Source organism: Caballeronia sp. SL1002, from assembly GCF_057814995.1.
The window spans coordinates 899,297-919,225 of the sequence record NZ_JBYMUW010000002.1 but is presented as its reverse complement, the minus strand read 5'-3'; the positions used below and the strand labels follow the sequence as shown (position 1 = coordinate 919,225).

Here is a 19,929-nt window from a genome sequence, read left to right as displayed (position 1 = left end):
GAGTCCCGCCTCCACCAAAACCCCTCGCCTCTCCCCGCGATTCCTCTTATCTTAAAAAAAACAGCCGTTTAAATTAGAGATTTGAATCGCTTGTTCGCGACCGGGAAACCGGCAAGGAGGCGTGCATGCCCGCAACACGTTCAATCACTTCCGGCGCGGCAGCAGCGTCGCGTCCGCCCCGCTCGCCTCAAAACACCAAAGCGCGCATTCTCGATGCCGCCGAAACGCTCTTCATCGAGTTCGGTTTCGAGGCGATGTCGCTGCGCCAGATCACGTCGCGCGCCGAGGTCAATCTCGCGGCCGTGAACTATCACTTCGGCTGCAAGGAAGCGCTGATTCACGCGATGCTATCGCGCCGTCTCGACGGGCTCAACCACGATCGTCTCGCGCTGCTCGACCGCTTCGATACCCTGCTCGGCGCGCGCGTCACCTGCGAACACGTGCTCGGCGCGATGTTCATCCCGGCGCTGCGACGTTCGCGCGATCCTGCTCGCGGCGGCCCCGCGTTCCTGCGTCTGCTCGGCCGCGCCTATACCGATTCCTCGCCTTTCATCCGCGATTTTCTGCGCGCGCATTACGTCGCGGTCGCGGAACGTTTCTTCGAGGCGTTTCAGCGCGTGCTGCCGCATCTGCCGCGCGAGGAACTGGGTTGGCGGCTGCATTTTTCGATCGGCGCGCTGTCCGGCGTTCTGGCGGGCGGCGACACGGACAGTTTGATCCACGATTTTTCGCAAGGCCGGCGTCTTGACGATTGCCAACTGATCGGCCGCCTCGCCTCGCTGATGGTCGCCGCGCTCAAGGCTCCGCTTCCCGACGACTCGCACATGGCCGCGTTCGGCGCGGTGCTCTGCGACGCGGATGCCGTCGCCTGACCGGCTGCATCGTCTGGAACGCCGCGTGCTCGCGCACGACACGTCCCATAAAAAGGCGCACTGCCGCCAACACTATCGACAGGGAGGTTTTCGATGATTGCCAGCTTCGTGATCGCGCTTATCGTCGTCTCGGGGGCGCTCATGTTCATGCGCGCCCCCGCCGTGGCGTGGCTCGCGTGGACGGTCGTCTGGGTCGCGGCGTTCTCGCGCGTCGCCGCGCCGCTCGCGACCGTGCTGCTCGCGCTCGTGCTGATCGGCCCGGCGCTCGTGCTGGCCGTCCGGCCGCTGCGCCGCGCGCTGATCACGCGCCGCGTGCTCGGCATTTTCCGCAAGATCCTGCCGGAGATGTCGCCGACCGAGCGCGATGCCATCGAAGCGGGTACGGTCTGGTGGGACGCCGCGCTGTTCTCCGGGCGGCCGCACTGGGAAACGCTCCTCGCCCACGGCCCGGCGACGCTCAGCGCAGAAGAACAGCACTTTCTCGATAACGAATGCACGCATCTCTGCGATCTCGCGAACGACTGGGACACGACGCTCGCGTGGCAAGACCTCTCGCCCGAGACGTGGCGCTATATCAAGCAGGAAGGTTTTCTCGGGATGATCATTCCGAAGCAGTACGGCGGCAAGCAGTTCTCCGCCTACGCGCACTCGCAGGTCATCATGAAACTGGCGACCCGCTGCTCGGCGGCGGCCGTCTCGGTGATGGTGCCGAACTCGCTCGGACCCGCCGAGCTCCTGATGCAATACGGCACCGAGGCGCAGAAAAACCACTATCTGCCACGGCTCGCGCGCGGCGACGAAATCCCCTGTTTCGCGCTGACGAGTCCCTACGCCGGATCGGATGCCGCGGCCATTCCCGACGTCGGCGTCGTCTGTCGCGGCATGCATGAAGGCCGCGAGACGCTCGGCTTCAAGGTGACATGGAACAAGCGCTACATCACGCTCGGGCCGATCGCGACCGTGCTTGGCCTCGCGTTCCGCGCGCTCGATCCCGAGCATCTGCTGGGCGCCGCCGACGAACCTGGCATCACCTGCGCGCTGATCCCGACGAAGCATCCGGGCGTGAATATCGGCCGTCGGCACTGGCCGCTCAACGCCGTCTTCCAGAACGGCCCGAACTGGGGCCGCGACGTGTTCATCCCGCTCGAATGGGTGATCGGCGGGCGCGCGCAGGTGGGCAACGGCTGGCGCATGCTGATGGAATGTCTCGCGGCGGGCCGCGCGATTTCGCTGCCGTCGTCGAATGTGGGCATGGCGAAACTCGCCGTGCGCGGCACCGGCGCGTATGCGGCCGTGCGGCGTCAGTTCCGCACGGCGGTCGGCAGCTTCGAAGGCGTGCAGGAAGCGCTCGGGCGCATGGGCGGCAATCTGTACGTGATGGACGCGGCGCGCCGGCTTTCGGCGCAGGCGGTCGATCTCGGCGAGAAGCCGTCGGTGATTTCGGCGATCGCGAAATATCACATCACCGAGCGCGCACGGATGGTGGTGAACGACGGCATGGACGTGGTCGCGGGTAAGGGCATCTGCATGGGGCCGTCGAATTTCCTCGCGCGCGCCTACCAGCAAGTGCCGATTTCGATCACGGTCGAAGGTGCGAACATTCTCACGCGCTGCCTGATTATCTTCGGCCAGGGCGCGATCCGCTGCCATCCGTATGTGCTGAAGGAAATGGCCGCGACGCGCGAACCGAACGCGGGCCGCGCGCTCACCGATTTCGACGACGCGTTCTTCGGCCACGCGAGTTTCACCGCATCGAACGTGGTGCGCAGCCTCGTGTTCGGTCTCGGGGGCGACGCGCTGATTCCCGCGCCCTCGCGCGCGGACCCGCGCCTCGCCCGCTACTACCGCGCGGCCACGCGCCTTTCGACCGGTTTCGCGCTGCTCGCGGATGTCTCCATGTTCGTGCTCGGCGGCGAACTTAAGCGCCGCGAGCGGCTTTCCGCGCGTCTCGGCGACATTCTCTCTCAGCTCTACCTGATTTCCGCGACGCTCAAGCGTTTCGAGGACGAAGGCCGCCAGGCGGCGGATCTGCCGCTCGTCTGCTGGGGTGTCGAGGATTCGCTGCATCTGGCGCAGGCCGCGTTCGACGGCGTGCTCGCGAACTATCCGAACCGCGTCGTCGCCGCTGTCGTGCGTGCGCTCGTGTATCCGTTCGGCATGCCGCATCGCGTGCCGCGCGACCGGCTCGCGAGCGAAATCGCCGAACTCATGCAGACGCCCGGCCCGGCGCGCGAACGGTTGATCGCGGATTCGTACGCGCCGCAGGCCGATAGCGATCCGCTCGGCTACGGCGAAGTCGCGTTCGCGCTGAGCCCGCGTTTCGTGGAGATCGACCGCAAGACGCGCCGCGCGGTGAAGGCCGGACACATCACGCCGATGCCGCAAAGCCTGCCCGAACTCGAGGCCTGGGGCGAACGCGCGGAAGCGGCGGATTTGATCGACGCTAGCGACCGGCAAGTGCTCGCCGACTTCGCGCGCTACGCGGCTGAGGTCGTGAAAGTGGACGATTTTCCGGCCGATTTCGGTATGCTGGAGGCGCTGCAAAAACGCAAGCTCGCGCTCGAACAGCAGGTGGAGGAAGCCGAAGTCTGATCATGAAAGACCGCTATCTGAATTTCGTGAATTCGCCGTTCGGCGCGAGTCTCGCGCGCTCGATCGGCCTGCCGAAGCCCGAAGTGCTGCGCCGTCATCGCGCCGACCGTGACGACTTCGGCGGCATGGCCGCGATCGGCGCGGGGCCGTCGCCCACCTTGTTCGAGCCGCTCGTCGGGCTGCTTTCGGCGCTCTCCATGACCGGCGTCGCACACGAAAGCGCGCGCGGCTGGCTCGCGCTTGCAAACGCGCAGGGCGCGATGGCCGGCCGCTTCGAGCCGCGCGCGCCGGATGCCGTGTCGAGCGACCGCGTGGAGGCGCTGATCTTCGACGCCACCGGCTTTTCCGACAGCAGCCAGTTCGCCCCGCTGTACGGCTTTTTCCACGACGGTTTGCGCTCGGTCGCCAAAAGCGGACGTATCGTCGTGATTGGCCGGCCGCCTGAAAGCTGTGCGGACCCGCGTGCGTGGACGGCGCAACGCGCGCTCGAAGGATTCGTGCGATCGATTGCCAAGGAAGCGCGCGGCGGCATCACGGCGAACCTGCTCTACGTCGCGCCCGGCGCGCAGCTCGATTCCACGCTGCGCTTCTTTCTCTCGCCGCGCTCGGCGTATGTGTCGGGACAGGTCGTGCGGATCGACGCGGGAACGGCCAGCGCGCCCGCCATTGCGCCCGCCGACTGGGCGCTGCCGCTCGCGGGCAAGCGCGCGCTCGTGACGGGCGCAGCGCGCGGTATCGGCGCGGCCATTGCGCGGACGCTCGCCGATCAGGGCGCGCACGTCACGGGCCTCGACACGCCGCAAGCGGCCGACGCGCTCGACCAGACCATGCTCGGCATCGAAGACGCAGCGCCCTCGGAAGGCTCGCATTCCACGCTCACCGCCGATATCGCCGCCCCCGACGCGCCCAATGCCATCGCGGCGGCGCTCGCCGCGCTCGGCGGCGTCGATATCGTCGTCCACAATGCGGGCATCACGAAGGACAAGACGATTGCGCGAATGACGGAAGCCGCGTGGTCGAGCGTGATCGACATCAATCTGTCGGCGCAGGAGCGCATCGACGACGCCCTGCTCGGCCAATCCGTGCTGCGCGACGGCGGCCGGATCATCGGCGTTTCGTCGATCAGCGGGATCGCGGGCAATCGCGGCCAGACCAACTATGCGACCTCGAAAGCGGGCGTGATCGGCCGCGTGGAAAGCATGGCGGCGCGGCTGCGCGAACGCGGCATCACGATCAACGCGGTCGCACCGGGCTTTATCGAAACGCAGATGACCGCGCGCATTCCGCTATCACTGCGCGAAGCAGGACGGCGCATGAATTCGATGAGCCAGGGCGGCTTGCCGGTCGATGTCGCCGAAACGATCGCCTGGCTCGCGAGCCCCGGCTCGGCGGGCGTCACCGGACACGTGGTGCGCGTATGCGGACAGAGCCTGATCGGCGCGTGAGCGTGAACATGAGCTTGAACGCGCGCAACGCCATGCGGCCGCGAACCATCGCCGTCGATACGCTGCCGCCGCCCGCGCGACTCTACGGCCGCGCGCTGGCCGGGCTTTTCAAACACGGCAACACGGCCGAACTTCCCGCGCTGCGCCTCGTGCGCTCCGCCGTGACGCTCGCGCCCGACGAGATCGCCCGCTATGCGCGCGTGTGCGGCTTCATCCCCGAACATGGCGTGCCGCTCACCTTCCCACACGTGCTCGGCTTTCCGCTACACCTGATGCTGCTCACCGATCCGGCTTTTCCGTGGTCAGCGAGCGGCATCGTGCATCTCGCGAACACGATCAACCTGCGGCACATGCTACGCGCGGGCGATAACGTGCGGGTCGAGGTGGAAAGCGGACCGCTCGTGGCGCACGAAAAAGGTCACGCATTCACGCTGAATACGCGGATCTTTCGCGGCGGCGAAGCGGTCTGGGACAGTGACAGTGTTTATCTGAAGCGCACGCACGGCGCCGCCAACCCGAGTGTGCCGAGGATAGAAAGCGCCGACGCGCCGCTGCTCGAACGCGACGCGCGCTGGCAGCTTCCCGCGCAACTGGGCCGCGATTACGCGAAGGTTTCCGGCGACTTCAATCCGATCCATCTGCACGCGCTCGCCGCGAAGGCCTTCGGTTTTCCGCGCGCCATCGCGCACGGCATGTGGACGCTCGGCCGCGGCGTCGCCGCGCTGCAGCCCGCGAAAGCACTCGCCACGGCGAATGTTCAAGCCGATTTCAAGCTGCCGGTTTACCTGCCCGGCGACGTGACGCTCTGGAGCGCGGCACTGGACACCGCGCCGGACGCCGCCGCCCGTGAATTCGAAGTGCGTGATATCGCGGGAGAAAAGCCGCATTTGCGGGGACGTATCGCGTGGACGCTGCCATGAACCACGCATCACAACGCATTCGACGAGACCACCCATGATCGTGTCCGCTCCGCCCGCCGCGCGCCGTGTCGCCATTGTCGGCAGCAATCGGATTCCGTTCGCGCGCGCGAACACGGCGTATGCGACCGCATCGAATCAGGACATGCTGACGTTCACGCTGCAAGGCTTGATCGACCGTTACGATCTGCACGGGCTGCGGCTCGGCGAGGTCGCGGCGGGCGCGGTCATCCGGCACTCGCGCGATTTCAACCTCACGCGCGAAGCCGTCCTCGGCACGACGCTCGCGAAGGAGACGCCCGCCTACGACGTGAGCCAGGCGTGCGGCACCGGACTGGAAGCCGCGATTCTCGTCGCGAACAAGATCGCGCTCGGGCAGATAGACGCGGGCATCGCGGGCGGCGTGGATAGCGCCTCCGACGCGCCGATCGGCGTGAACGAAAACATGCGCCAAATTTTGTTGGAAGCCAATCGCGGACGCTCGGCGACCCAGCGGCTGGCCGCTTTCTCGAAGCTGCGGCCCGCCATGTTGCTCAAGCCGCTTTTGCCGCGTAACAGCGAACCGCGCACCGGACTTTCGATGGGCGAGCATTGCGAACTGATGGCGAAGCGCTGGAAGATTTCGCGCGAATCGCAGGACGCGCTGGCGCTCGACAGTCATCGCAACCTCGCGGCGGCTTACGAGCGCGGGTTCCTCAACGACCTGATGACGCCCTTTCGCGGCCTCACGCGCGACAACACGCTGCGCCCCGACCTCACGTCCGACCGGCTCGCCGCGCTCAAGCCCGCGTTCGACCGCGACGCGGGCACGGTTACTGCGGGCAATTCGACGCCGCTGACCGACGGCGCATCCGCCGTGCTGCTTGCGTCTGAGGAATGGGCGGCGGCGCGCAAGCTCCCGGTGTTGGCGTATCTGACGTGCTCGGAAACGGCGGCTGTCGATTACGTCGATGGAAAAGAAGGCCTGTTGATGGCGCCCGCCTACGCCGTTCCTCGCATGCTCGCGCGCGCGGGTCTCGCGCTTCAGGACTTCGATTTCTACGAGATCCACGAGGCGTTTGCCGCGCAAGTGCTGTGCACGCTCGCCGCGTGGGCAGACGACGAATACTGCCGCGCGCGACTCGGGCTTGAGCATGCGCTTGGGCCGGTGGATCGCGCGAAACTGAATGTGAACGGCAGTTCGCTTGCGACCGGTCATCCGTTTGCGGCAACCGGCGGACGGATTCTGGGGATGCTTGCCAAGACGATGTCGCAAGCGCCCGCGCATGGGCCGACGTCGCGCGGCTTGATATCGATCTGCGCGGCGGGCGGTCAGGGCGTCGTGGCGATTCTGGAACGCTGAGTGGTCGATAAACGTAGTAGTACCCGAGCGCTGGCCTCGACGCCGCGCCGCTAGAAGACGCGCACCGCCGCGTCACGGAGACAGCACATGAACCACGCAGACAGGCCGATGCGCCCCGCCGTATCGGAACCGCCGCACGCGACCGACGGCCTCTGGTACGCGGCGTATCCGCCCGGCGTCCCGCACGAAATCGACATGTTGCGCTATCGCTCGCTCGTGCATTTCTTCGACGAATGCGTCGAGCGGTATCGCGAACGCGTGGCTTACGTGAGCGTCGGATCGAACCTGACTTATGGCGCGCTCGCCATCAAGGCGCGTGCGTTCGCCGCGTATCTGCAAGGCTTGGGCGTCGCGCCTGGCGACCGCGTCGCGATCATGCTGCCGAACACGTTCCAGTATCCGGTCGCGCTGTTCGGCGCGTTGTGCGCGGGGGCGATCGTCGTCAACGTGAACCCGCTCTACACGGTGCGCGAACTCGCTCACCAGTTAAAGGACAGCGGCGCGCAGACCATCGTGGTGTTCGAGAATTTCGCGAAAACCTTGCAGGATGCGCTGCCCGGCACGCGGATCAAGCATATTGTGGTGACGGCTATCGGCGACCTGCTGGGCGATGGCATCAACGTCAAAGGCCACCTGCTCAACTTCATGCTGCGTCACGTGCAAAAGCGCGTGCCCGCCTATGAACTCCCGAACGCCGTGCCGCTGCTCGACGCGCTCGCACAAGGCCGTCGGCGGCGTCTCGAACCGGTTCGCGTCGGACACGGCGACATTGCGTTCCTGCAATACACGGGCGGCACCACCGGCGTGGCGAAAGGCGCGATGCTCACGCACCGCAATATCATCGCGAATTTCTTGCAGGCGACAGCGTGGGCGCAAGGTCAGCTAACCAGCGAGGCCGAAACCGTGCTCACGCCGTTGCCGCTTTATCACATCTTCTCGCTCACGGTGAACGCGCTGATTTTCATGGGTCTCGGCGCCCGCAATATCCTGATCGCGAATCCGCGCGATGTGAAGCGCGTGATGAAAATCCTGCGCCACGAAACCTTCACCGCGATCACCGCGGTCAACACGCTCTACAACGCGTTCCTCGACGACGAAGCCTTCCGCGCGCGCGATTTCTCGAAGCTCAAACTCGCGATGGCGGGCGGCATGGCGACGCACAAATCGGTCGCCGAACGTTTCGAGAAGGTGACCGGCCAGCCGATTATCGAAGGATACGGACTGACGGAATGCTCGCCTATCGTGTCGAGCACGCCGATGAATCCCGGCCACCTGAGAGCCTTCGACGGATCCATCGGCTTGCCGGTGCCATCCACGCTCGTGCGCCTGCGCCGCGACGACGGCACGTGGGGCGGCGTCGGCGAGCCGGGCGAACTGTGCGTGAAAGGTCCGCAAGTGATGCGTGGCTACTGGAACCGGCCGGACGAAACGGCGAAGGCGCTCGACGAACACGGCTGGCTCGCGACCGGCGATATCGGCGTAATGAACGCGGAAGGTTTCCTGCGGCTGATCGACCGGAAGAAGGACATGATCCTGGTTTCAGGTTTCAACGTGTACCCGAACGAGATCGAGGACGTCCTCACGATGCATCCGAAAGTGCGCGCGGCGGCGGCGATCGGCGTGCCGGACCGCGTTGCGGGCGAACGCGTCAAAGTGTTCGTCGTGCCGCGCGACGCCACGCTCACCGCCGACGAAGTGATCGCCTTCAGCCGCGAGCATCTGACCGGTTACAAAGTGCCATCGATAGTCGAATTTCGCACTTCGCTGCCCGAGACGAACGTGGGCAAGATACTTCGCCGTGAACTGCGCGCCGCGGAACTAGCCAAAGCAAAAGACTAGTCCACGGAGCGTTTCATGCCGAAAGCACGCAAGCGTCGTCTGAAGAATCGTGTTGTTCCGCTGTGCGCCCTGCTGGTGGCGGCGCTGCGCTTCGGCTGCGTACACGCCGCGTCCGAGAATGCGCCTGTCGTAGCGCTTGCTGGCTCGTTAGCAAGTCCCGCGCTTTCCGCAAGCGTTCCGGCCGCGCCCACGACGCCGCCCGCCAAGGTCGGCAAACTGACGCTCGACCAGCAGGTTCGCTGGCTGCGTCGCGCGGCGCAGAGCGGTCTGCTTGCCCAACTCGACGACGCCACCCTCGTCAACCTCTTCAATTCGCTCGATCCGCTCGCCGTGCCGCGCTATCTGAAGGACGGTCCGAACGGCTACCCGTCCTACGAATTGACGATGCGCCGCCGTGAGCGGATCGACGGCAAATGGCCCGACGAATCGGACCACATGCTCGTGCGGGTCACGCGCGAACCGCTGCGGATCTACGCGAAATGGCTGCCCGACGGCGCGCGCGCCGGGCAGGAAGTGCTTTACGACGAAACGCAACGCCGCGATGAAATGTACGGACATCTTGGCGGCGTACTTGACGTCATGTCGATCTGGGCGTCGATTTCCGGTTCGCTCGCGCGCTCGCAATCGAACCACACGGTGCGCGATCTCGGCCCGGAATACATCACGGGCCAGTTTCTCGCCGAGGGCACGAAATTCGCGGAAGCCGGCGTGACGCGCGCGAACCATATCGAAGTCAAGATGATCGACGGTGCGCGCGTGGTCGCCTTTACTTACGAAACGCCCGCCGGCCAGCCCGCGTTCTACGCAAAGAAAGAAGTGCTCGGGCTGGATTTGCGGCGGCCCTATTTCCGCTCGGCGGAATCGTTCGACAACCAGGGCCGCATCTTCGAGAGCATCGTGTTCGAACACATCGCGCCCAAGACCTTCGACGACACCACGTTCGACCCCAAGAACCCTTCTTACAAGTTCTAACGGGCGTACCTGCACTCAGTAAATGCGGAGTAATTTTCGGCGCCCACGCCTTTAAGTTTCGCCTAAGACTTCGCGGCTAAATTGCGCGGACGAGAAGAACCACATCAAGCGACACGCCGCGCGCCGCTCGCGCGTCAAGCCATGTATCACCTGGAGTTCGAGCCCATGAACCTCCGTCAGGCATCATCCGCGCCGGTCCGCGCGATCAAGCGGCTTTTGAGCCATCACGAACTCGCCGCGCTGCTGCTCTTGCTGCACGCGCCCATCGACGTCATGGCGGCCTCGCCCGATATCGCCTCGCTGCGCGAATACGGCTATGTCGAATACGTGTCGCCGTCGGAAGGCGAAACAAAAGTGCGCCTGACCGAAGACGGCAACGCCATCCTGCGCGGACTCGGAATCGCCGGCTAAGCGGCGGCGCTCAGGTTTCTCTGCAATAATCGGCGGCTGAGCTGAGTCGTGTTCAGCTAACTTCCGCTGCCGATCAAAGGAGAACACCGCGATGTCCGCCAGTGAACCCATCGTTCAACGCGTGCTGCTGACCAACGACGACGGTATCGACGCGCCCGGTCTCGCCGCGCTCGAAGCCGTCGCCGCCGAAATCGCCCACGAGGTCTGGGTAGTCGCGCCCGAACACGATCAAAGCGGCACATCGCATTCCATCAGCCTGCATTCGCCGCTGCGTGTCAGCCGCCAGGGCGAGCGGCGCTTCGGCGTGCAAGGCACGCCAGGCGACTGCGTCGTGATGGCCGCGCGGCATCTGATGAAGGACGCGCCGCCCACGCTCGTGTTGTCGGGCATCAATCGCGGCGGCAATCTCGGCGTCGAAACCATGTTCTCCGGCACCGTGGGCGCGGCCATGACGGGCCTCTTGCTCGGGCTGCCGTCCATCGCGCTGAGCCAGACCTTCCGCGATCCGCAGAACGTCCGCTGGGACACTTCGCGCGCACTCGCCGCGCGCGTGATCCGCCAGTTGCTCGCCATTTCTCACGACGCGCCCACCTGTCTGAACGTGAATTTCCCCGATATCGACGCCGCCGACGCCGGGCCGCTCACGCCGACGCGTCAGGGCGCCGGTCTCGTCGAAGGGATCGATGTATTGCCGCAAGTCGATCCGCGCGGGCTCGCCTATCACTGGCTGCGCTTTCAGCGCGGCGCGCGCGAGAATGCGCCGGACAGCGAAACCGCCGTCGTCGCGTCGGGTCGAATCTCGGTTACGCCGCTGCAGTTCGATCGCACCGACGAGCGCACTTTCACCGCGCTCGCCGCCGGATTATCGGGCTCGGCTTGACGAAGTCGGCGCGCCGTCGATCTAGCCACGTTCGATCTAGCCACGTCCGATCGCGCGCCAGCCGTTCCGCTTCGACCGTCTGGAACGCGCGCATCCGTTCGCAAGTTACGTTGCGGCGATGGCTGCGCATCGATGACACACTCGATCCGCGCGCGTCGATTTCACGCGCCGCCACGGCGTTTCGCAGTAGAGGATTTCCTATTAAACGCCGCCGGTGCTTTCCGTTATTCTGATCGGCCGTGAGGCGGGATGCGCCATTGCCGCGTGTTCGCGTTTTTCACGAGACACAATAATGACGAAGCACATCAAGGAGGAAAGATGACCGGATTCCCGAAACGCGCGTTCGCGCGTGCAATCACGGCGGGCGTATTGTTCGCGTCGGCGACCGTCGCGCTGGCGCAGTCGGCCTCGCCGGTAGGCCTCTGGCAAACTATCGACGACAAAACCGGCCAGCCGAAAGCCGTGGTCCAGATTCAGCAGGAAAGCGGCACGCTCGCGGGCAAGATCGTCCAAGGTCTCGGCGACAACGACAAACCCGACCGCCGCTGCACCGCCTGCACCGATTCACGCAAGGACCAGTTGATGCGCGGCATGACCATCATCAGCGGCATGAAACCGGACGGCGACGGCTGGGACGGCGGCCAGATCCTCGACCCCGAAAACGGCAAGCTCTACAAATGCAAGATGCATCTGGAAGACGGCGGCCAAAAGCTGATCGTGCGGGGATATATCGGGGTGTCGCTGCTTGGGCGCTCGCAGACGTGGATACGCCAGCAATAAGTTGCCCGAGAACGCGAGCAGCACAGATATGACAAAGCCGGTTCGGAACACTCGGTTCCGAACCGGCTTTTGCATCTGGACTGCGCGCCAAGCCTCAGGCGGCGTGGCGTTCGTCGAAGATCGTGAAGATCGACGTAGCCGGCAAAGCCGGACGTTGAACGGGGGGGTGAACGAGACCCGGCACGCTTTGTTCCTCGAACGCGACCGGATCGCCAGGAAGGCGCATGCGCGAGGTCATCAACGTGTAAAGGCTTTCGCCGGACGGACCGAACATCTGCTGCATGACGCGCAGCAGAACACCATTGTCGTGCCATGCCTTGAAGCGGCGATGGCAGGTCTGATACGACGGATATTTGCGCGGCAGCGTGGACCACGAAGCGCCGCTATACATGACCCAGAGCACGCCATTCAGCACGGCGCGCGTGTTGGCGAGCGGACGGCCGCGCAATTCGGCGCGCGGGCGCAATTCAGGAAGCAAAGGCGCGACCGCTTGCCATTCTTCGTCGGTCATGTCTCTGTACGGTTGCATGGTTCTCTCCACAAGTTGATGTAGAGAAGATACCGTTCGCGCCCGATGCGCTATATCAGAGATGTCCTAATCTTGAAAATGAATGCTCAGCCTTGCTGCAATTGGCGCAGCGCGGATTTTTGATTCTCGTATTTACGTGAGCGAGGTATCGACGAGACGTCGCGGCGTCTCCAGATATTCCTTCGACTGCATCTCTACGATCCGTGAAACCGTGCGCGCGAATTCGTTCGCCATCGGTCCTTCCACGTACAGCTCCTCCGCTTTCACGGCTGCCGACATCAGCAGCTTGACCTTGTGGTCGTAGAACACGTCGATCAGCCACGTGAAGCGGCGCGCCTCCGACGCCATGCGCGGCGACATCTGCGGCACATCCGACAAAATCACCGCGTGAAAGCGGCTCGCCAGTTCGAGATAGTCGTTCTGCGAGCGCGGACCGCCGCACAGCGTCGCGAAGTCGAACCACACGACGCCGTCGGCCTTTCGCAGCGCCTTCAACTCGCGCTTCTCGATATGCAGCAGCGGGCTTTCGTCGGGCACCGCCGCGAGCTTCGCGAAATCGGCCCGCAACGCCTCGTTGGCGGCCTGATTGAGCGGCGTGTGATACGCCTTGACCTGCGAGAGCGTGCGCTTGCGATAATCCAGGCCGGCGTCCACGTTGATCACGTCGAGCTTCGACTTGATGAGTTCGATGGCGGGCAACAGACGGTCGCGATGCAGCCCGTCCGGATACAGCGTGTCGGGATCGTAGTTGGACGTCATCACGAACTGCACGCCGTTGTTGAACAGGCGATCGAGGAGACGATACAGGATCATCGCGTCGGCGATATCCGAGACGTGGAACTCGTCGAAGCAGATCAGCCGGTAACGTTTCGCGATACGCCGCGCGAGTTCGTCGAGCGGATCGGCCTGGCCTTTCAAATCTTCGAGTTCGCGATGCACCTCGCGCATGAACTCGTGAAAATGCAACCGCGTCTTGCGCTGCACCGGCACGACCGCGAAAAAGCTGTCCATCAGGAAGCTCTTGCCACGCCCGACGCCGCCCCACATGTAGACGCCCTTCGGCAAGTCCGGGCGCAGGATCAGCTTCTTGAACGCGTTCGAGCGTTGCGACTTGTAGTCCACCCACTCGTCGTAGCAGCGCTGCAGACGCCGCACGGCGGCGAGTTGCGCCTCGTCGGACTGATAACCCCGGGTCCGCAGTTCGTGTTCGTAGTATTCGGTGACGTTCATGATGCCGCGAATGTGGCCTGTGGATATGACGAAGGCGGGTGGGCGGGAAATCCCCACCCGCCCGCCTTCGTCGAGGTGCTGCCTGCGCGTTGAACGCGTGCTTACATGTTCAGCGCGCGCTTGTCGACGGCGAGCGCGGCTTCGCGCATCACTTCCGACAACGACGGATGCGGATGGCAAATCCGGCCGATGTCTTCCGACGCCGCCTTGAACTCCATCGCCACGACCGCTTCCGCGATCAGATCCGACGCGTTCGCCGCGATGATGTGGCAGCCGAGCAGTTCGTCGGTCTTCGCGTCCGCGATCATCTTCACGAAGCCTTCCGCACGGCCGATGCCCAGCGCGCGGCCGTTCGCCATCATCGGGAACTGGCCGGTCTTGATCTCGCGGCCTTCGGCCTTCAACTGCTGCTCCGTCTTGCCGACCCACGCGATTTCCGGTTCGGTGTAGATCACCCACGGAATGCAGTTGTAGTCGATATGCGGCTTCTGACCGTCGATAATCTCCGCCACCAGCACGCCTTCGTCTTCCGCCTTGTGCGCGAGCATCGGGCCGCGCACCACGTCGCCGATCGCGTACACGTTCGCCACGCTCGTTGCGCAGTGCTCGTCCACCGGAATGAAGCCGCGCTCGTCGGCCGCCAGGCCGATCGCGTCCAGGCCGAGATTGTCCGTGTTCGGCACGCGGCCGATCGACACGATCAGGCGGTCGGCGTCGAGCGTCTGCGCTTGGCCGTCCTTGTCCGTGTAGGCAATCGATACGCTGCTGTCGGTGGTTTTCACTTCGCCGATCTTCACGCCGAGGTGAATGTCGAGGCCCTGCTTCTTGAACTGCTTCGCGGCTTCTTTCGCGAGCGAATCGTCGGTGGCGGCGAGGAATGCCGGCAGCGCTTCGAGCACGGTGACTTCCGCGCCCAGACGCCGCCACACCGAGCCGAGTTCCAGACCGATCACGCCCGCGCCGATCACGGCGAGCTTCTTCGGCACGGAGTCGAACGACAGCGCGCCTTCGTTGTCGGACACGATTCGGTTGTCGACCGGAATGGCCGGCAGATGGCGCGCCTTCGAACCGGTCGCGATGATCACGTTCTTCGCCGTGACCGTCTCGGTCTCTGCTTCGCCCGACACTTCGATCTGCACGCCAGCGTCCGTCTTGCCGGTGAACTTGCCGTGACCCTTGAGCCACGTGATCTTGTTCTTGCGGAACAGGAACTCGATACCCTTCGTCATCTTTTCGACGATGCCTTCCTTGCGGGCCAGCATCTTCGTGATGTCGAGCTTCACGTCGCCCACGTTGATGCCGTGGTCGCCGAGGTGATGCGAAACATTTTCGAACTCTTCCGACGAAGCGAGCAGCGCCTTCGACGGAATGCAGCCCACGTTCAGGCACGTGCCGCCGAGCTTCAATGCGCCGGCCGGGTTCTTCCACTTCTCGATACACGCAACCGTCTTGCCGAGCTGCGCCGCGCGGATCGCCGCGATGTACCCGCCCGGGCCCGCGCCGATCACGACTACGTCAAATTCTTTGGACATGACTATCCTTCTCTTGATGGATACGCGGCGGCCCCGAGCCTATCGGAGCGCGCCACGAGTCCGTAAATAATTACAGGTCGAGCAACAGGCGAGCCGGATCTTCCAGCGCGTCCTTCATCGCGACGAGCGACAGGACAGCTTCGCGGCCGTCGATGATGCGGTGGTCGTAGGAGAGCGCCAGATAGTTCATCGGGCGGATCACGATCTGGCCGTTTTCGACCACAGCGCGTTCCTTCGTCGCGTGCACGCCGAGAATGGCGGACTGCGGCGGGTTGATGATCGGCGTCGAGAGCATCGAGCCGAACACACCGCCGTTCGAGATCGAGAACGTGCCGCCCGTCATTTCCTCGATCGACAGCTTGCCATCGCGCGCCTTCGCGCCGTACTCGGCAATCTTCTTCTCGATGTCGGCGAGGCTCATCTGATCTGCGTTGCGCAGGATCGGCACCACCAGTCCGCGCGGGGAACCGACCGCGATACCGATGTCGAAGTAGCCGTGATAGACGATATCGTTACCGTCGATCGACGCGTTCACCAGCGGGAATTTCTTCAGCGCGTGAACGGCGGCCTTCACGAAGAACGACATGAAGCCGAGCTTCACGCCATGTTCCTTCTCGAAACGGTCCTTGTACTTGTTGCGCAGGTCCATCACCGGCGCCATGTTGACTTCGTTGAACGTCGTCAGGATGGCGTTGGTCTGCTGCGATTCGAGCAGACGCTCGGCGATACGCGCGCGCAGACGCGACATCGGCACGCGCTGCTCCGGACGGTCCTTGAGCCACTGATCGGCGGAGGTCGGCGCCTTGACGTCCGGCAGCGAGGGCTTCGCGGCCTTCGGTGCGGGCGCGGCTTTGGCCGCCGGGCCGCCCGTTGCGGCGACAGCCGGCGCGCCTTGCGTCGCGGCGAGGGCGTCGCCCTTCGTGATCCGGCCGTCGCGGCCCGAACCCGAAACCTGGTCGTTCGACAGACCCTTTTCAGCCAGGATCTTGCCCGCTGCGGGCGATGCCGCGTTGTTCGAACCGGTCGCGGCCGGCGCGGCTTCCTGGCTCGGCTGGGCTGCCGGCGCTTCGGCTTGCGGCGCCGGTTTCACTTCCGCGTCGCCCGCGGCGGCGACGGCTGCCGGCGCTTCGCCTGCCTTCGCTTCCGTGTCGATCTTCGCGATGATCTCGTCGGCGACGACGATATCGCCGTCATGCTTGATCACTTGCGCGAGCACGCCGGCCGAGGGTGCCGGCACTTCGAGCACGACCTTGTCGGTCTCGATTTCGATGAGAATTTCGTCTTGCGCAACCGCTTCGCCCGGCTTTTTCTTCCACGTCAGCATGGTGGCTTCCGAAACCGACTCGGAGAGCTGGGGAACTTTGACTTCTACGATAGACATTGTGAAATTATCCTAATACGTGTCTTGTGAGTAACGAACCGTGCGGCTCGCCGCGCCCGAACGATTGCGGGCACTGCAAGAAGCCGCAAGGTGGAACCGGGCGGGCCTGAAACCGGCCCGGTCCGCCGCTTGAGGCTTACTTGGTAACGATCTGCGCGCCTTTCAGACGGCCAAACGCGCCTTCGATCAGCGCCTTCTGCTGCTCGTAGTGCTTCGCGTAATAGCCGACGGCGGGCGATGCCGAAGCCGGGCGTCCGCTGTATGCCAGCTTCTGACCGTCCTTCATGCCTTCGCGCAGATGGTGCTCAACGTAGAACCAGGCGCCCTGATTCTGCGGTTCGTCCTGCACCCAGACCACGTCCGTCGCGTGCTCGTACTTCTTGATTTCCGCGTCGAACTGCTTGTGCGCGAACGGGTAAAGCTGTTCGATACGCACGATCGCGACGTCGTTCGCCTTCGCTTCGCGGCGATGCGCGACGATGTCGTAATACACGCGGCCCGAGCATACGATCACGCGCTTGACCTTCTTCGCGTCGATCGAATCGTCCACTTCGCCGATCACCGGCTGGAACGAGCCCTTCGCCAGTTCCGACAGGTCCGACACCGCTTCCTTGTGACGCAGGAGCGACTTCGGCGTGGCGATGATGAGCGGCTTGCGGAACAAGCGGATCATCTGGCGGCGCAACAGATGGAAGATCTGCGCCGGCGTGGTCGGCTGGACCACTTGCATGTTGTGATCCGCGCACAGTTGCAGGAAACGCTCGATACGCGCCGACGAGTGCTCCGGACCCTGTCCTTCGTAGCCGTGCGGCAGCAGCATCGTAAGACCCGACACGCGGCCCCACTTCACTTCGCCCGACGAGATGAACTGGTCGATCACCACTTGCGCGCCGTTCACGAAGTCGCCGAACTGGGCTTCCCACGCGACCAGCGTGTTCGGCTCGGCCGTCGAATAGCCGTACTCGAAACCGAGCACCGCTTCTTCCGACAGCACGGAATCGATCACGTTGAACTTCGCCTGACCGTCCGCGATGTTCTGCAGCGGAATGTACGTGCCGTCGTTCCAGCGCTCCCGGTTCTGATCGTGCAGAACGGCGTGGCGGTGCGTGAACGTGCCACGGCCCGAATCCTGACCCGTCAGACGCACGGCGTAACCGGACGCCACCAGCGACGCGAACGCAAGATGCTCGCCCATGCCCCAGTCGAGCTTCGATTCACCGCGGCCCATCGCGCGGCGATCGTTGATCACGCGCTCGACGAGCGGATGCAGCTTGAAGTTCTCGGGAATCGTGGTGATGCGTTCGGCCAGGCGCTTGAGTTCCGCGAGCGGGACGGCCGTATCGGCGGCGTCGGTCCACTTGCGGTTCAGGAACGGCACCCAGTCCACCGCGTACTTGCTCTTGAAGTTCGACAGGACCGGATCGACCGTGTGATGACCGTCGTCCATGGCCTGGCGATACGCCTTCACGAAACCGTCGCCTTCCGCTGCCGTGATGACGCCCTGCTGCACGAGCTTTTCAGCGTACAGCGCGCGCGTACCCGGATGCTTCGCGATGGTCTTGTACATCAGCGGCTGCGTGACGGCCGGCGTGTCCTGCTCGTTGTGGCCGAGCTTGCGGAAGCAGATGATGTCGACCACGACATCCTTGTGGAACTGCATCCGGAAGTCGATGGCGAGCTGCGTGGCGAGCACGACCGCTTCGGGATCGTCGCCGTTCACGTGCAACACCGGCGCTTCGATCATCTTCGCCACGTCCGAGCAATACAGCGTCGAGCGCGCGTCGCGCGGGTCGGACGTCGTAAAGCCGATCTGGTTGTTGATGACGATGTGCAGCGTGCCGTGCGTGCCGTAACCGCGCGTCTGCGCGAGGTTCAGCGTTTCCATCACCACGCCCTGGCCCGCGAAAGCCGCGTCGCCGTGGATCTGGACCGGCAGCACCTGCATGCCGTTTTCGTCGCCGCGACGATCCATCCGCGCCTTCGACGACCCTTCCACCACCGGGTTGACGATTTCGAGGTGCGACGGGTTGAACGCGAGCGACAGGTGAACCGGGCCGCCGTCTGTCGAGACATCCGACGAGAAACCCTTGTGATACTTCACGTCGCCGGCCGGCAGGTCGTCGACGTGCTTGCCTTCGAACTCGGCGAAAAGATCCGCCGGCATCTTGCCGAGCGTGTTCACGAGGACGTTCAACCGTCCACGGTGAGCCATGCCGATAATGATTTCCTGCACGCCCGCCGCGCCCGCGTGACGGACGACTTCGTCCATCGAGGCGATGAAGCTTTCGCCGCCTTCCAGCGAGAAGCGCTTCTGGCCGACGTACTTGGTGTGCAGGAAGCGCTCAAGCCCTTCTGCGGCCGTCAGGCGCTGAAGGATGTGCTTCTTCTTGTCGTTCGAGAAATTCGGGGTCGAGCGGATGGATTCGAGGCGCTCTTTCCACCAGCGCTTCTGTTCCGGATCGCTGATATACATGAACTCGGCGCCGAGCGTACCGCAGTACGTGTCGCGCAACGCCTTCACGATTTCACGCAGCGACGCCTGTTCAAAACCGAAATACAGGTTTTGCGCATGGAACGTCTGGTCCATGTCGGCTTCGGTGAAGTCGTAGAACGCGGGTTCGAGTTCGGGAATGGCGGGACGTTCGCGACGCTTGAGCGGATCGAGATTGGCCCATTGCGAGCCGAGGAAACGATACGCGCCGATCAGCGACTGGACGAACACCTGCTTGCGCGCGGTCGCGAGCTCGCCGCTGCTTTCGCGCGGGATGAAGCCGTTCGATTTGGCGCGCTGGGCGAACGATTCGACGATCGGGCCGTGAGCCACGTCGTTTTGGTTCGTGCCGTCGGATGCGGGCACGTTCTGCAACGCGTCGAAATAATCACGCCAGGTCTCGGGCACTGACGCCGGATTATCGAGATACGCTTCGTACAATTCTTCGACGTACGGAGCGTTACCGCCGAACAAATAAGAGTTCAGCTGGAATTGCTTCATCATTTTTACGCTCACCTTTCTTCGAGTTTCTCGAAAAATAGCGGGTTACTGAAACCTTCCGCGACACGGCCTGACCGTTTAGCGGATTGCGCGAATCAAGTCTGCTTGGAAGGACCTAAAAATCGGCAATACATCTGACTAGCATAGCACAGATCACATAGTCCATATAGCCGATCGCCGCACCCGAAGGCTTACGCAGCGGCGCTTTGCGGCTA

The 19,929-nt window shown here is 64.1% G+C and carries 14 protein-coding genes and 1 pseudogene; 10 read left to right on the top strand and 5 right to left on the bottom strand.

Annotated elements, in window-relative coordinates:
- Window positions 1–125: 125 nt before the first annotated feature.
- The 10 genes and pseudogenes from AC3D25_RS07165 to AC3D25_RS07120 all read left to right on the top strand — a co-directional run.
- Window positions 126–857 (top strand): annotated as a pseudogene (locus AC3D25_RS07165) (TetR/AcrR family transcriptional regulator); the annotation flags it as partial.
- Window positions 858–1,013: 156 nt separating this feature from the next.
- Complete coding sequence (locus tag AC3D25_RS07160) at window positions 1,014–3,464, top strand: acyl-CoA dehydrogenase (RefSeq protein ID WP_488889625.1); 2,451 nt, start codon at window positions 1,014–1,016, stop codon at window positions 3,462–3,464.
- A 2-nt stretch (window positions 3,465–3,466) separates the two neighbouring features.
- Complete coding sequence (locus tag AC3D25_RS07155) at window positions 3,467–4,909, top strand: 3-oxoacyl-ACP reductase (protein ID WP_488887736.1); 1,443 nt, start codon at window positions 3,467–3,469, stop codon at window positions 4,907–4,909.
- An 8-nt stretch (window positions 4,910–4,917) separates the two neighbouring features.
- A complete protein-coding gene (locus tag AC3D25_RS07150; RefSeq protein ID WP_488887735.1) occupies window positions 4,918–5,829 on the top strand; it encodes a MaoC family dehydratase in 912 nt (303 codons plus the stop codon).
- Window positions 5,830–5,863: 34 nt separating this feature from the next.
- Entirely contained in the window at window positions 5,864–7,168 is a 1,305-nt protein-coding gene (locus tag AC3D25_RS07145) for an acetyl-CoA C-acetyltransferase (protein ID WP_488887734.1), read from the top strand.
- 87 nt (window positions 7,169–7,255) lie between these two features.
- Window positions 7,256–9,007, top strand: coding sequence for an AMP-binding protein (locus AC3D25_RS07140; protein WP_488887733.1), 1,752 nt, complete (start codon window positions 7,256–7,258; stop codon window positions 9,005–9,007).
- Between the two features lie 15 nt (window positions 9,008–9,022).
- Window positions 9,023–9,979, top strand: a complete 957-nt coding sequence (locus AC3D25_RS07135) for a DUF1571 domain-containing protein (RefSeq protein WP_488887732.1) — start codon at window positions 9,023–9,025, stop codon at window positions 9,977–9,979.
- Window positions 9,980–10,144: 165 nt separating this feature from the next.
- Window positions 10,145–10,390, top strand: a complete 246-nt coding sequence (locus AC3D25_RS07130) for a hypothetical protein (RefSeq protein WP_488887731.1) — start codon at window positions 10,145–10,147, stop codon at window positions 10,388–10,390.
- A gap of 91 nt (window positions 10,391–10,481) precedes the next feature.
- The gene (surE, locus tag AC3D25_RS07125) at window positions 10,482–11,270 is read left to right on the top strand and encodes a 5'/3'-nucleotidase SurE (RefSeq protein WP_488887730.1); all 789 of its coding nucleotides are present in this window, start codon (window positions 10,482–10,484) and stop codon (window positions 11,268–11,270) included.
- A 318-nt stretch (window positions 11,271–11,588) separates the two neighbouring features.
- A complete protein-coding gene (locus tag AC3D25_RS07120) occupies window positions 11,589–12,050 on the top strand; it encodes a DUF2147 domain-containing protein (RefSeq protein WP_488887729.1) in 462 nt (153 codons plus the stop codon).
- A 94-nt stretch (window positions 12,051–12,144) separates the two neighbouring features.
- Here the strand turns inward: AC3D25_RS07120 and AC3D25_RS07115 are convergent, their stop codons facing one another.
- From AC3D25_RS07115 to AC3D25_RS07095, 5 genes are all read right to left on the bottom strand, one after another.
- Complete coding sequence (locus AC3D25_RS07115) at window positions 12,145–12,579, bottom strand: transposase (RefSeq protein WP_488887728.1); 435 nt, start codon at window positions 12,577–12,579, stop codon at window positions 12,145–12,147.
- 132 nt (window positions 12,580–12,711) lie between these two features.
- Window positions 12,712–13,809 (bottom strand): cell division protein ZapE, encoded by a 1,098-nt coding sequence (zapE, locus tag AC3D25_RS07110; RefSeq protein ID WP_488887727.1) that lies wholly within the window; start codon window positions 13,807–13,809, stop codon window positions 12,712–12,714.
- Window positions 13,810–13,910: 101 nt separating this feature from the next.
- A complete protein-coding gene (gene lpdA / locus AC3D25_RS07105) occupies window positions 13,911–15,341 on the bottom strand; it encodes a dihydrolipoyl dehydrogenase (RefSeq protein WP_488887726.1) in 1,431 nt (476 codons plus the stop codon).
- 70 nt (window positions 15,342–15,411) lie between these two features.
- A complete protein-coding gene (gene odhB / locus AC3D25_RS07100) occupies window positions 15,412–16,722 on the bottom strand; it encodes a 2-oxoglutarate dehydrogenase complex dihydrolipoyllysine-residue succinyltransferase (RefSeq protein ID WP_488887725.1) in 1,311 nt (436 codons plus the stop codon).
- A gap of 136 nt (window positions 16,723–16,858) precedes the next feature.
- On the bottom strand, window positions 16,859–19,717 hold the full coding sequence (locus AC3D25_RS07095) for a 2-oxoglutarate dehydrogenase E1 component (RefSeq protein ID WP_488887724.1): 2,859 nt from the start codon (window positions 19,715–19,717) through the stop codon (window positions 16,859–16,861).
- Between the last annotated feature and the right edge of the window lie 212 nt (window positions 19,718–19,929).